The sequence below is a fragment of the Micromonospora endolithica genome, from assembly GCF_003626595.1.
In the GTDB taxonomy this organism is placed as follows: domain Bacteria; phylum Actinomycetota; class Actinomycetes; order Mycobacteriales; family Micromonosporaceae; genus Micromonospora; species Micromonospora endolithica.
Genome location: NZ_RBAK01000016.1, coordinates 123,209 through 136,191, shown reverse-complemented (window position 1 = coordinate 136,191; position 12,983 = coordinate 123,209). Strand labels below are relative to the sequence as shown.

Below are 12,983 nucleotides of genomic sequence, written 5' to 3'. Positions count from 1 at the left end.
CGGAGCCGGACTCGCCGACGATGCCCAGAGTCCGCCCCCGATCGACGCTGAACGACACCCCGTCCACCGCACGGACCGTCCCGTCCTCGGTGTCGAAACGCACCCGCAGGTCCTCCACCCGCAGGTAAGGGCCCGGCTCGCGTGCTGCGGGCACCGCGATGTCGGTCATCCTTCCTCCCTCAACTCAGCCGTACGCGCGGGTCGATGACCGCGTACAGCAGGTCGACGACGATGTTGGCGACCACGATGAAGATCGCCGCGAGCAGCACGGTGGCCATCACCACCGGCAGGTTCAGGAACTGCACCGCCTCGACCGTGGCCTTGCCGAGGCCCTGAAGGCCGAAGATGGTCTCCGTGATGAAGGTGCCGCCGAGGGCGGTACCCACGTCGAGGCCGGCGATGGTCACGATCGGGGTGATCGCGGCCCGTAGGGCATGCCGGCCGTAGACCTGACGACGTGGCAGGCCCTTGGCGCGCGCCGTGCGGACGAAGTCCTCGGACAGCGTCTCCACCATCTGCGCCCGGGCCAGCCGGGCGTAGAGCGCCGAGTTCAGGAAGCCCAGGGTCATCCAGGGCAGCAGCAGCCCCAGCGCCCACCGTCCAGGATGCTCGGTGAGCGGTGTGTAGCTGGGGAAGGGCAGCAGTCCCGTGGAGTACACGAGGACGTAGAGCAGGATGAGGCCGAAGAAGTAGACCTGCATCGACGCTCCGGCGAGGCTGACGCCGATGGCCATCCGGTCGAAGACGGTCCCCTGTCGGAGCGCCGACACCATGCCCAGGGAGACGCCGAGCAGGATCCAGACGACGGCCGCGCCGCCGACGATACTGATCGTCACCGGGGCTCGCTGGGCGACGATCTCGGTGACCGGCTGGTCGTTGCGGAACGAGTAGCCGAGGCAGGGAGCCGGGCACTCGCGTCGGAAGTCTCCCTCGCCGAAGGTGCGTCCCACCGCGATCCCCCGGACGAAGGCGACGTACTGCTCGGGCAGCGGGTCGCGGATACCCAACCGCTCCTCGACCTGGGCGATGTCCGCGGCGGTGCAGTTCTTGCCGCACATCACCTTGGCCGGGCTGCTGGGAACCGCGAAGAACAGCCCGAACGTGACCAGGCTGATGACGGCGAGGGTGACGGCCGCGACGAGCAGCCGTCGGACGATGAAGCGGAGCATCCGTCGAACCTCTCGGGGGTACGGCGGGGAGCGGACGAGCCGCTCCCCGCACGGCGTCACTGCTTGACGTAGATGTTGTTCACCTGGATGGCACCGAAGGCGTCACTGAGGAAGGCGTTGCCGACCTTCGAGCCGCGCAGCACGTAGGCGGCGTCGTAGTAGAGCGGGACAACGGGAACCAGGTCGCGCATGATCTTCTCGTCGAGCTTGATCCACTCGGCGTCCTGCTCGGCCGCGGGCAGCTTCCGCACCCGATCGATCTCCGCGCTGATGCCGGGGTCGTTGAGGTAGGAGAGGTTCTGGTTACCCTCCGGCCCGATCCCCCGGCCGTCGTAGAGCGGCGGGATGACCGTGGAACCGGTCGGCCAGTCCGCGCCCCAACCGCCCAGGTACAGGTCGTACGGGTTGTTCTTCCGGCCGACCTCGTCGTAGTAGCCCGACGACTCGATCGACTTCATGATGATCTTGAACCCACGCTCGGTGAGGCTCTTCCGGACCGCCTCGGCCTGCTGTGTGCGCAGCTCGGTGTTGGCGTGCGCCAGCACCAGCTCCGGCGTCTGGCCACCGAGTAGTTCCTTCGCCTTCGCCGAGTCCCCGCCGGGCGGCGCGCCGAACACGTCGTACTCCTGCCAGCCGGCCGTGGTCGGCGACATCAGCGTGGTGGCCGGCGTGCCGGCGGCCCGGCCACCGATCGCCTTGAGCGTCGCGTCCTTGTCGACGGCGTAGTTCAACGCCTTACGGATGTTGAGGTCGACGACCCGCTGGGTGTTGATGTTGAGCACCCAGACGTACTGTGTCGGGCCCTTCACCACCCGCTCGGCGACCGGACCGGAGGTGGTCCGGGACAGCACGGCGGGCGGCACGTCGGTCCAGGTGAACGCGGCCTGGTCGGCCGGGGCGTCGGCGACGAGCCGCTCGGCGATCTGCGCCCCCTCCAGGCCGAAGGTGAACCGGAAGCCGTCCGGGTAGGCGGTACGCAGCGGGTCGCTGTCCGGGTCCCAGTTCGGGTTGCGCTCCAACTCCAGCGCCACGTCCCGCTGGTACGACTTCACCTTGTACGGCCCCGAGGAGAACGGCCGCAGGTCGTAGTTGGTCTTCGTGTCCTTGGCCGCCGGCACCGGCGCGGTGGTGGGCATGGCCGCCGCGTACGGCATGTCGCAGTGGGGGTCGGCGAAGGTGAAACGGATGGTCTTGTCGTCCGGGGTCTCCACCCCGTCGGGCGCCGGCTTGCCGCCGTCGTACGGCCCCTGGTACCTGGCGTTGTACTCGCCGCCCGGGTAGAGCCACTGCTGGATGTAGTGCGGTCCCTCGTTGAGCTGCGGGGCGAAGGAGCGCGCCACACCGTACGCGACGTCCTTCGAGGTGATCGGCGAGCCGTCCTCGTACGTCAGCCCGTCGCGAAGAGTGAACTCCCAGACCCTGCAGTCGCCGTTGACGTCCTTGCCGGGGTCCCTGGCCAGGTCACCCACGAGGAGCAACTCGCCGGTGCCGTTCTCCTTGTAGCCGGTCAGCGACCGGTAGAGCAGACCACCGGTCAGCAACTGGTTGCTCACGTAGTTGCGCGCCGGATCGAGATGCTCGAAGTCGAAGTCCCGCAGGACGGTGAGGATTCCGCCCTTCGTGGCGCCCTCGACGGCCGCCGCGGGGCCCTGGTTGTCATCCGCCTGGTACGAGATCGAGCCGGTCTGGGTCTTAGCCTCCTCATTTTCGCTGCCGGTGCCGCCGTCTTCGCCGGTCCGGGTACATCCGGCGGCGAGCAACGCCACGGACAGGACGCCGATCGACAGTCTGCGGGCTCTTCTGTGCACGGTGCATCTCCCTCCTCGCCCGGCCTGGGCCCGGACGGGCCCGCCGCTGACCGGACGAACGGTCGGTGATCGGATTTCGGTTACCGGGCGGAGCGCGGATCGAGGGCGTCGCGCAGCGCGTCGCCGAACAGGTTGAACGCCAGTACGAGCACGAAGATCGTCAGCCCGGGGAACAGGGTGTAGTACGGGTCGCTCGCGACGTAGCCGATGCTGTTGTAGATCATCCGGCCGAGGTCGGGCGTCGGTTCGGTGACGCCGATGTTGACGAACGCGAGGGCCGCCTCCACCGCGATGAACTGGGGCACGTTCAGCGAGAGGGTGACGAGGATCGGGGCCCAGATGTTCGGCAGCAGCTGGCGCAGCAGCAGGTGCCCGGTGCCCGCGCCGGCGGCCCGGGCGGCCTCGACGAACTCCCGCTCGCGCAGCGAGATGACCTGTCCACGGACCAGCCGAGCGGTGTACGTCCAGCTGAAGAGCCCGAAGGTGGCGATGATGAGGGCGATCCGGAAACTCGGCGGCGGCGCCTCGCGGGCGGTGAAGAAACGGTCCTCGACGATGGGGATGACCGCGAGCGCGAAGATGAGGAACGGGAAGGCGAGCGTCACGTCGATGACCCAGCTCACGACGCTGTCCAGCCAGCCGCGGGCGTAACCGGCGACGATGCCCACGGCCACCCCGACCACCGAGGCCAGCACCGCGGACACGAAGGCGATGAACAACGAGGTGCGCAATCCGTAGACCAGTTGCAGGAGAATGTCGCGACCACTGCCCGGCTCCAACCCGAGAAGATGGTCGGAACTGATTCCACCGGCATATCCGAGTGGCATCCCGAAATCGTTGAGCTGATCGACGAACTTGTCGGTCGGGTCGATTCCGGTCAGCCATTGGATCGCCGGCGCGGCGAGGGCGACGCACACGGCCACGACCAAGGTCACGGCGCTCGCCAACGCCGTTCGATCCCGCTTGAGCCGCAGCCAGGCGAGCTGGCCGGGCGACCGACCGACGATCTCCCGCCGCCGGTGGACGGGGATCACATCGACCGGCGAATTCACCTCGGCCATCGGATCGGGTGATTCGCCGGCACGGTTCAGGGTGGGGTGGGACGTGTCGCTCATCGCGGTCCCCTTCGTCGGATGAACTGCTTCTCCAGGCCGACGATAGGGGAACGTAAAGGGGGTTAAGGAATCGTTCGGATAACGACCTGATCGGTTGTCAACGATCGACAACGGTTCGGCTACGCGAAAGGCTCTTTGCGATAACGGACCGGATCGGTTGTCATCCGATCGGACATTCGGTCGCGTGGTGGAACGCGGAGAACGTCGATGCGGTTGTCATCCGTCCGGCCGTTTCCGGATCGACGGTGGCTCCCGGTCGGCGGGACTGCCGGCTCAGCGACCGGCGGGTGACGCCGCGGCGCGCGCCTCGATCATCCCCCGGTTGGCCAGCGCGTCGGCGCGTTCGTTCTCCGGGTGGCCGTTGTGGCCCTTGACCCACAGCCAGGTCACCTCGTGGCGTACGCACGCCGCCTCCAGCCGCTGCCACAGGTCGGCGTTCTTGACCGGTTGCTTCGCCGCCGTCCGCCAGCCGTTGCGCTTCCACGAGGCGAGCCAGCCGGTGATCCCGTTGCGCACGTACGTGCTGTCGGTGTGCAGTTCCACGGTGACCGGCCGGGTCAGGCTCTCCAGCGCCCGGATGGCCGCCATCAGTTCCATCCGGTTGTTGGTGGTGGGGGTGGCCTCTCCCCCGCACAGTTCCCGCTCGTGCCCGCCGTAGCGCAGCACCGCTCCCCACCCACCCGGCCCGGGGTTGCCGCTGCACGCGCCGTCGGTCCAGATCCGCACGACCCTGCCGGGCGCCGCGTCCACCATGTCGGCGAACCTACCGAACGTCGCGGGGTGATCCGCGATCGGCACCCGGGAATCCACGCCCGGGACTGGACGGTGTGGCAGGGTGGCTGATCCGCTCGGGTCAGTCGTCGGCGTCCCGCCCGCCGACCACGGCGGGCGGGACGGTCCACGTCGCCGCGCGGCGGGCCGGGTCGACCCGGTCGCGGACCCGGCCGGCGGCGTCGCCCGCGGTGGCGGCGAGCATCGGCAGCATCCGGGTGGTGCTCATCAGCGCCACCTCCTCGGCCGGGCTGGTGGTGCCGTCGAGGAAGCGCAGCACCCGGGACGCCGGGTTGCGGTCGAAGAGCCGGTCGAAGAACTCCGGGCCGCCGACGCCGCCGGAGTCCAGCGCCCGCAGCGCGACCGCGTCCATCCAGCGGTGCCGCCGGGGGTACGCGGGCGCGGGCACCGGCGGCCGGCCGGCGGCCAGCGCGCGGGCGACCTGCTCGGCCTGGCGGTGCATCGCGGAGAAGGTGAACCCGGTGGAGGGTCGGGTGGCGCCGCCGGCGGTGCCGAGCCGGACCACCCGGGGGCTGGGCCGGGGGTCGAAGGGCGCGTCGGTCATCGGGATGACCCCGTTCTCCACCTCCCGCACCCGCAGCCGAGTCGGGTCCAGACCCAGCAGGTCGCGGTAGCCGGCGAGCGCCGCGTCGTAGCCGGCTTCGGTGAGCAGGGCGGGGGTGAACTCGGTGTACTCCACCAGGGCGAAGCGGTCGTCGACCGGCAGCACGTAGCCGAACGAGACCCCCCGGGCGGGCTGCGGGGTGCGGAAGTCCATCAGGATCGCGCGGCTCGGGTCGAACAGCGGGCCGTCGGCCTCCAGCCACCAGCCCCGGAAGTGCTGCAACCAGTTGGTCCGGCCGGCCCGCCGGGGTGGCCGGGGGCGGGAGTCGAGCACCCAGGACGCCCGGACGACCGGCCCGCCGTCGGCGGTCCGCACGGTGACCCGGTGCCCGTCGTCGTCGAGTTCGTCGGCCGGCGCGCCGACCCTGCGCACGCCCAGCCGCCGCTCCGCCTCGGCAGCCCGGTCGTAGACCGGGCCCGAGCGCAGCATGGCGTACCGCAGCGGGTCGAGGTCCAGCACGCGGCGTCGCGTTGGCGTCGCCACCTCGACCCGCTGCCAGCTCGCCGCCAGCAGCGGGTCGAGGTCGTTGCCGGGGTGGTCCCAGAAGGCCCAGGTGCGGTCCTGGCCGCGCCGGTGCACCGGGTCGATGACGGCGATCCGCAGGTCGCGGACCCGGTGCCGGTCGAGCGCGGCGAGAACCAGGGAGGCCGCGCCGCCGCCGCCGACCAGGGCCAGGTCGACGTCGAGGGCGGCGGGACTGCGCACCCCCACCACGCTGCCACACCGGTCGGATCGGGTGGCGACCGGCCGCCCGGTTATCGGTTGGCGCGGCGGCGCGGACGTGTGCGACCGTCGCCGGCATGGACGAGCACCTGGACGCCAACCGGGCCAACTGGGACGACCGGGCCGCCGCGCACGCGGCCTCACCGGGATACGCGGTGGAGCGGTTCGTCGCCGACCCGGCGTACCTGAGCGAGGTGGTGCGCTTCGACCTGCCCCGCCTCGGCGACGTGGCCGGGCTGCGCGGGGTGCACCTGCAGTGCCACATCGGCACCGACACGATCTCCCTGCACCGCCTCGGCGCGCGGATGACCGGCCTGGACTTCTCCCCCGCCTCACTCGCGCAGGCCCGGGGTCTCGCCGAACGCACCGGCGCGGCGGTCGACTTCGTCCGGTCCGACGTGTACGAGGCCCCGGCCGCCCTGGGCCGGGGCGGGTTCGACCTGGTGTACACGGGCGTGGGCGCGCTGTGCTGGCTGCCGGACATCCGCCGGTGGGCGTCCGTGGTGGCCGCGCTGCTGCGTCCGGGCGGCCGGTTGTTCCTGCGCGAGGGCCACCCGATGCTGTGGGCACTCGACGACACCCGCCGCGACGGCCTGCTCGCGGTCGAACACCCCTACTTCGAACGTCCCGAGCCGACGATGTGGGACGAGCCGGGCACCTATGTCGAGACGGACGCCGTCTTCACGCACAACCGGTCGTACGAGTGGAACCACGGCCTGGGCGAGGTGGTGAGCGCGCTGCTCGACGCGGGGTTCACGCTGACCATGCTGGTCGAGCACGACAGCGCGCCGTGGGACGCCCTGCCCGGGGCGACGGTGGCCGACGAGCACGGCGAGCACCGGTTGCGGGACCGGCCGTGGCGGGTGCCACAGACCTACACCCTCCAGGCCGTCCGCACCGGCGGCTAGGGTCTGGCGGTGGGCGTCGGGGCGGGTCGCGGTGGCCCGCCCCGACGGCCGGGTCGGCCCGGTGGCCTATGTCTCGCGGCAGCCACCGTAGGGGATCCAGGGGAACCGGAGCGCCTGGGCGGTCTGCGGACCGTAGATCCCGTCGGCGCCGATGCCCTCGCGTTTCTGGGCGCGGATCAGCGCCGACTTGGTCCTGCTGCCGAAGTCGCCGTCCAGCGACAGGCCCTCGCCGTAGCAGTAGTTGAGGGTCCACTGGAGTTGGCTGACGTCGTCACCCCGGTCCCCGTAGGACATGACGCACAGCAGCGAGTTGGAGCCGCTGGTGCGGTAGACCGGGACCTCCAGCTGACCGCCGCCGCCGTGGATGTAGGGAATGAACGCCACCGCGTTGCAGCGTGGGGCGGCCGCCTGGGCGGGCGCGGCGGACACACCCACCGCGACCGCGGTGCTGGCCACCAGGGTCACCGCACCGATGGCCCAGCGGCCCAGGCCGCCGTTCAGGTTGATCACGCTGAGGAGTCTCCGTTCGTCGTGCCCCCGGGTCGGGCACACGCGGCGGGGGCCGGACGTGCGGGCGTGTGTCCTGAGTGGAAGGCTAACAAGGGCGCACGCTGCCGTGTTGCCCGTCGCCACGGACCGCGGACCGCGCCACCGACCGGGACCGGTACGCCTCGGCCCGGAGCCGGTGGATCACGTGGCGACGCAGTCGCTCGTCGGTGACCCTCGGGTGGTCGAAGTCCTCGGCCGGATCGGTGGTCATCCCGAGCCGGCGCGCCAGGGCGTGGGACCGGGCGTTGGGCGCGGTGACGACGGCGAGGATCTCCGGAAGGCCCACGGTGTCGAAGCCGTACGCCAGCGCGGCGCGGGCCGCCTCGGTGGCGTAGCCGTGACCCCAGGCCGGTCGGGCCAGGCGCCAGCCGACCTCGACCCCGCTGAACGGCATCCCCTCGTCCATCCGGTCCAGGCCGGTGACGCCGACGAACTCGCCGGTGTCACGCACCTCGACCGCCCAGAACCCGTAGCCGCGCCGGTCGAGCACCTCCTGCCAGCGACGGGCGGCGGCGGTGGACCGCTGCGGGGTGAGCGGCGGGCCGAGGAAGCGCATCACCTCGGGGTCGGCGTTCACCGCGGCCCAGGGGTCGAGGTCCGATTCCCGCCAGTGCCGCAGCGTCAGCCGCTCGGTGTGGATCTCGGTCACCGGGCGACTCTAACCGGCGCCGGTCAGTCCCGGGGGATCGCCTCGATCGTCGACATGTGCCGCTCGCCCCAGTCACCGAGTGGGATCAACGCCTCGTTCAGCGACCGTCCGAAGTCGGTGAGCGAGTATTCCACCTTGGGCGGCACCTGCCGGTGCACCTCCCGGTGGACCAGACCGTACGTCTCCATCTCGCGCAGCTGCTGGATGAGCATCTTCTCGCTGATGCCATCGATCCCCCGCCGCAACTCGGCGAACCGCCGCACGCCGGTGTGCAGTTCCCACAGGATGAGCGCCTTCCACTTGCCGCCCACCACGTCGACGGCGGCGTCGAGTCCGCACGAGTAGGTCCGCTTCTTCACGTCGGCCACCTTCGCACTGAGAAAAAGGTCAGTACCTGAGGAAAAGGTCGGTACTTGTCCGTGTTGCGCGTACCGACCCAGGATGAGGGTCGCCCCGGCGGCGAGGCAACCGCCGTACGGCCGGCCCTGACCTGTCGTGACGTCGTGAAGGAGCCAAACCCTTGTCCGAAGACCGTCGTATTCCCGTGTCCGTCATCGGCCTGGGGCCGATGGGCCGGGCGCTCGCCCGCGCCCTGTTGACCGCCGGCCACCCCGTCACCGTCTGGAACCGCACGCGGTCGCGGGCCGACCCGCTCGTGCGGGAAGGGGCGCGCCGCGGGGACTCCGTCGTGGACACGGTGCGGGCGAGCCCGTTAACGATCACCTGCGTCATCGACTACGACGCGGTCCAGCGGACGGTGCGACCTGCGGTGGACGCCCTGCGTGGCCGGGCACTGGTCAACCTGACGGCGGACACCCCGCAGCGGGCGCGGGAGATGGCCCGGTGGGCCGCCGGGCACCGGATCGACTATCTGGACGGGGCGATCATGACACCCGCGCCCACCATCGGCGGACCGGACGCGCTGGTGCTCTACAGCGGCCCGGAACCGGTCTGGCAGCGTCACCGCCGGACCCTCGCCGCCCTCGGCGGCACCGCCGACTGGCTCGGTGCCGAACCCGGGCGGGCCGCCGCGCACGACGTGGCCCTGCTGGACGCCTTCTGGACCGCGATGAGTGGTATCGCCCACGCCTTCGCCGTCGCCGGCGCGGCCGGGGTCACTCCCGGCGACCTGGCCCCGTACGCGCGGGGGGTCGTCGGCCTGCTGCCGGACCTGGTCGACGACCTCGCCCGCCGGATCAGCACCGACGACCACGTGGCCGACGTGTCCACGGTGCGGTCCGCCGCCGCCGGCATGTCACACGTCGTCGAGGCGAGCGAGGCCCTCGGGCTCGACGCCGCGCAGCTCCGCGCCGCGCTCGCGGCGGCCCGGCGGGTCATCCGGGACGGGCACGGTGACGACGACTTCGCCCGCCTGACGCGGGCCTATCAGGCGGAAGGCTGAGCCCGAGCGCTGGACACGCAGCCGTCCGGTTGCCTATCCTGACAGGCAACCGGACGGCTGCATATAAGAGGTGACGGGGTGGACGAGGTGTTCCGCGCACTGGCCGACGCCAGTCGACGCCGGCTGCTCGACGACCTCAACCTCCGCAACGGCCAGAGCCTGCGCGAGCTGTGCGCCGGGCTGGCCATGACGCGGCAGTCGGTCAGCAAGCACCTGGCGGTCCTGGAGGCCGCCAACCTGGTCAGCACCGTGCGGCGCGGGCGGGAGAAGCTGCACTACCTCAACCCCGCGCCGATCGACGCGATCGCCGAACGGTGGATCGGCCGGTACGACCGCGAGCGGGTACGCGCGCTCGGGGACCTACGCAGAGCACTGGAGCGGGAGCCGATGGAGAGTCCGACGTTCGTCTACACCACCTACATCAACACCACGCCGGAGCGGCTCTGGGCGGCCCTCACCGAGCCCGAGTTCACCCGCCGCTACTGGGGCGGCGTCGCGCTGCGCTCGGACTGGCGGGTCGGCTCCCCGGTGCTGTGGCAGGACTCCCCCGGCGGCGAGTTCCGGGACCTCGGCCAGCACGTGCTGGCCGCCGAGCCGCACCGGCTGCTGTCCTACAGCTGGCACGGCTTCTCCGCCGAGCACGCCGCGCACTTCGGCTGGTCGGCCGAGGAACTGGCCGCCCGGCAGGACGAGCGCCGCTCGAAGGTGAGCTTCGAGATCGCCCGGTACGGCGGCTTCGTGAAGCTCACCGTGGTGCACGACGACTTCGACCCGGACAGCGAGATGTACCGGGCGATCAGCGGCCAGCTCGGCGACGGCGGCGGCTGGCCGGAGCTGCTGGCCAGCGTGAAGACCCTGCTGGAGACCGGCGACCCGCTGCCCGACCCGGTGCCGGCGGGCTGAACCACCGGCACCGGGCGCCGGCGCACGGGCGCGTCCCGTGCGCCGGCCGCTCGCTCAGCGGTGTTCGAGGGCCACCCGGGGCAGCCGGCGGGCCAGCGGCGCGGGCAGCCACCACGCCCAGCGGCCGAACAGCTGCATCACCGCCGGCACGATCAGGCACCGGATCACCAGGGCGTCGACCAGCACGGCCACGGCCAGGCCGAGCCCGAACTGCTTGAGCATCCGGCCGGGGTCGAACAGGAACGACCCGAAGACGACCACCATGATCGCGGCGGCGGCGGTGACGATCCGGCCGGTGGTCGCGACCCCGTGCCGGATCGCCGCCGGCGCGTCGTGGTGTTGCTCCCAGTGCTCGTGCATCCGGGCCAGCAGGAAGATCTCGTAGTCCATCGAGAGCCCGAACGCGATGGCGAAGATGAGCACCGGCACGAACGCCTCGATCGGGCCGGGCTGGACACCCAGGACGTCGGCGAGGAATCCCTGCTGGAACACCAGGGTCACCACGCCCAGCGCGGCGCCGACGCTGAGCAGGTTGAGCACCGCCGCCTTCACCGGGATCAGCAGCGACCGGAACACCAGCACCAGCAGCAGCGACGACAGGCCGACCACCACCGCGACGAACAGCGGCAGCCGCTCGGCGACCGCGGCGGAGAAGTCCACCGTGGCGGCGGTGGTGCCGCCGACCAGGAACGCCGCGCCGCTGTCGGCCCGCAGCGGGGGCAGCACGTCGGCCCGCAGCCGCCGCACCAGGTCGGCGGTCCGGGCGTCCTGCGGCTTGGCGTCCGGGAACACCACCATGGTGGCGGTCCGGCCGTCCGCGGTGGGGAACGGCGTGCTCACCCCGGCCACCCCGGGCGTGCCGGCCAGCACCGGCCGGGCCCGCTCCGCCGCCGCCCGCGGGTCGGCGCCGGCCGCGTCGGAGGCGTCCACCACGACCACGAGGGGGCCGTTGAAGCCCGGCCCGAAGCCGCGGGCCAGCAGGTCGTACGCCTGCCGGCTGGTCTTGGCCGGGTCGCCGTTGCCGGGGTCGGCGATGCCCAGCCGCATGCCCAGCACCGGGGCCGCGAGGGCGAGCAGGGCCACCAGCGCCAGCAGTGCCGCGGTCCACGGACGGCGCTGCACGAACGTCGACCAGGCGGCCCACCGGGCCCCGTCGTGGCGGCCCCGCTCGGCCCGGCGGCGCACCGCCCGCTCGATCCGCCGGCTCAGCACCGCCAGCAGGGCCGGCAGCAGCACCAGCGCCGCGACCATCGTGGTGGCCACGGTCAGCGCCACCGCCACCGCGACACCCTGCAACGAGCCCAGTCCCAGCACCACCAGACCGAGCAGCGCGAGGATCACGGTGGTGCCGGCGAACAGGACGGTACGCCCGGCGGTGTCCACCGCCCGCCGGGTCGCCTGCTCCCCGGTGGCGCCGGCGAGCAGTTCGCCCCGGTAGCGGGAGAAGAGCAGCAACGCGTAGTCGATACCGACGCCGAGCCCGACCAGCACCATCAGCGGCGTGGTGTAGCTGGCGACCGTGGCCACGTGGGAGGCGAGCGCCACCAGGCCCATCGCGGTACCGACGGCGAACACGGCGATGACGATCGGCAGGCCGGCGGCCAGCACCGACCCGAACAGCAGCACGAGGATGACCAGCGCGGCGAGCAGGCCGAGCCCCTCCGCCGGCCCGCCACCGCCCTCCTCGCCGGCGACCACCGCGTCGCCGCCCACCTCCACCCGCAGCCCGTCGCCGTCGATCTGCCGGGCGGTGTCGACCAGCTCGCGTACGTCCTGCGCGGGCACGTCGGCCGTCTCCCCGTCCAGGGTCACCGTGGCGTACCCGACGGTGCCGTCGCCGTTGAGCGCGCCGGGGTCGCGGAACGGGCTGCGCACGTCGGCCACCGACGGCAGGGCGCGGACCTGGGCCAGCATGCCCTCGACCCGACCCTCGTTCTCCGGTGTCCGCAGCCCGTCCGGGTCGGCCACCACGATCTGCACGGTGCTACCGGCGGCCTGCGGGGACCGTTCCCGCAGTGTGTCCAGCGCCCGCTGCGACTCGGTGCCGGGCAACGACACGTCGTCCCGGTAGTCCGCGCCGACCGCCTGCGCGCCGACACTCACCGCGACCAGGACGACCAGCCAGGACAGCAGCGCCCACCAGCGGTGCCGGGTGGACCATCCGGCCAGCCGCGCGAACCGGCTCGGCCGGGACGGCGGCGCCGTCCCGGGGGACGGATTCTGTTCGACAAGCACGGTGACGACCTCCTCGATCCGGATTGACGGCGGCAACGCTACGAACGGTGGACGCCGCGTGACGACGCCCCGGGAGGGGATTCCGGGGTACCCCCACGGGGGGACGGAGGATGCTTCCCCGGGGTG

The 12,983-nt window shown here is 72.0% G+C and carries 12 protein-coding genes and 1 pseudogene; 3 read left to right on the top strand and 10 right to left on the bottom strand.

Features of this window, described 5'->3' with window-relative positions:
• The 6 genes and pseudogenes from D7223_RS28720 to D7223_RS28695 all read right to left on the bottom strand — a co-directional run.
• Positions 1 to 169 (bottom strand): annotated as a pseudogene (locus tag D7223_RS28720) (ABC transporter ATP-binding protein); the annotation flags it as partial.
• Between the two features lie 10 nt (positions 170 to 179).
• The gene (locus tag D7223_RS28715; RefSeq protein ID WP_120732084.1) at positions 180 to 1,169 is read right to left on the bottom strand and encodes an ABC transporter permease; all 990 of its coding nucleotides are present in this window, start codon (positions 1,167 to 1,169) and stop codon (positions 180 to 182) included.
• A 56-nt stretch (positions 1,170 to 1,225) separates the two neighbouring features.
• Entirely contained in the window at positions 1,226 to 2,977 is a 1,752-nt protein-coding gene (locus D7223_RS28710; RefSeq protein ID WP_120732082.1) for an ABC transporter substrate-binding protein, read from the bottom strand.
• Positions 2,978 to 3,057: 80 nt separating this feature from the next.
• Positions 3,058 to 4,203, bottom strand: coding sequence for an ABC transporter permease (locus tag D7223_RS28705; RefSeq protein WP_238162269.1), 1,146 nt, complete (start codon positions 4,201 to 4,203; stop codon positions 3,058 to 3,060).
• Between the two features lie 162 nt (positions 4,204 to 4,365).
• Positions 4,366 to 4,845, bottom strand: a complete 480-nt coding sequence (rnhA, locus tag D7223_RS28700; RefSeq protein WP_120732121.1) for a ribonuclease HI — start codon at positions 4,843 to 4,845, stop codon at positions 4,366 to 4,368.
• Between the two features lie 100 nt (positions 4,846 to 4,945).
• Positions 4,946 to 6,193: a lycopene cyclase family protein gene (locus D7223_RS28695; RefSeq protein WP_120732119.1), complete on the bottom strand. Its 1,248-nt coding sequence runs from the start codon at positions 6,191 to 6,193 to the stop codon at positions 4,946 to 4,948.
• Positions 6,194 to 6,288: 95 nt separating this feature from the next.
• Between D7223_RS28695 and D7223_RS28690 the strand changes: the two genes are divergently transcribed.
• Positions 6,289 to 7,119, top strand: coding sequence for a class I SAM-dependent methyltransferase (locus D7223_RS28690; protein ID WP_120732080.1), 831 nt, complete (start codon positions 6,289 to 6,291; stop codon positions 7,117 to 7,119).
• Positions 7,120 to 7,185: 66 nt separating this feature from the next.
• Here the strand turns inward: D7223_RS28690 and D7223_RS28685 are convergent, their stop codons facing one another.
• From D7223_RS28685 to D7223_RS28675, 3 genes are all read right to left on the bottom strand, one after another.
• Positions 7,186 to 7,629, bottom strand: coding sequence for a peptidoglycan-binding domain-containing protein (locus tag D7223_RS28685; protein WP_120732078.1), 444 nt, complete (start codon positions 7,627 to 7,629; stop codon positions 7,186 to 7,188).
• A gap of 85 nt (positions 7,630 to 7,714) precedes the next feature.
• The gene (locus tag D7223_RS28680; protein WP_120732076.1) at positions 7,715 to 8,317 is read right to left on the bottom strand and encodes a GNAT family N-acetyltransferase; all 603 of its coding nucleotides are present in this window, start codon (positions 8,315 to 8,317) and stop codon (positions 7,715 to 7,717) included.
• Between the two features lie 23 nt (positions 8,318 to 8,340).
• On the bottom strand, positions 8,341 to 8,676 hold the full coding sequence (locus D7223_RS28675) for a winged helix-turn-helix transcriptional regulator (RefSeq protein WP_120732074.1): 336 nt from the start codon (positions 8,674 to 8,676) through the stop codon (positions 8,341 to 8,343).
• Positions 8,677 to 8,861: 185 nt separating this feature from the next.
• On the opposite strand from D7223_RS28675, the gene D7223_RS28670 reads away from it, so the two are divergent.
• Together D7223_RS28670 and D7223_RS28665 are read left to right on the top strand one after the other, a co-directional pair.
• On the top strand, positions 8,862 to 9,719 hold the full coding sequence (locus D7223_RS28670) for an NAD(P)-dependent oxidoreductase (protein ID WP_238162268.1): 858 nt from the start codon (positions 8,862 to 8,864) through the stop codon (positions 9,717 to 9,719).
• A 78-nt stretch (positions 9,720 to 9,797) separates the two neighbouring features.
• On the top strand, positions 9,798 to 10,622 hold the full coding sequence (locus D7223_RS28665) for an ArsR/SmtB family transcription factor (protein ID WP_120732070.1): 825 nt from the start codon (positions 9,798 to 9,800) through the stop codon (positions 10,620 to 10,622).
• Between the two features lie 54 nt (positions 10,623 to 10,676).
• On the opposite strand, the gene D7223_RS28660 is transcribed toward D7223_RS28665, so the two are convergent.
• Positions 10,677 to 12,857 (bottom strand): MMPL family transporter, encoded by a 2,181-nt coding sequence (locus D7223_RS28660; RefSeq protein WP_186832225.1) that lies wholly within the window; start codon positions 12,855 to 12,857, stop codon positions 10,677 to 10,679.
• Positions 12,858 to 12,983 lie beyond the last annotated feature (126 nt).

What these genes read in the sequence shown, in the direction of transcription:
- rnhA (WP_120732121.1), bottom strand. Translation starts at nt 4,845, where the DNA reads ATGGTGGACGCGGCGCCCGGCAGGGTCGTGCGGATCTGGACCGACGGC.
- D7223_RS28690 (WP_120732080.1), top strand. Translation starts at nt 6,289, where the DNA reads ATGGACGAGCACCTGGACGCCAACCGGGCCAACTGGGACGACCGGGCC.
- D7223_RS28715 (WP_120732084.1), bottom strand. Translation starts at nt 1,169, where the DNA reads ATGCTCCGCTTCATCGTCCGACGGCTGCTCGTCGCGGCCGTCACCCTC.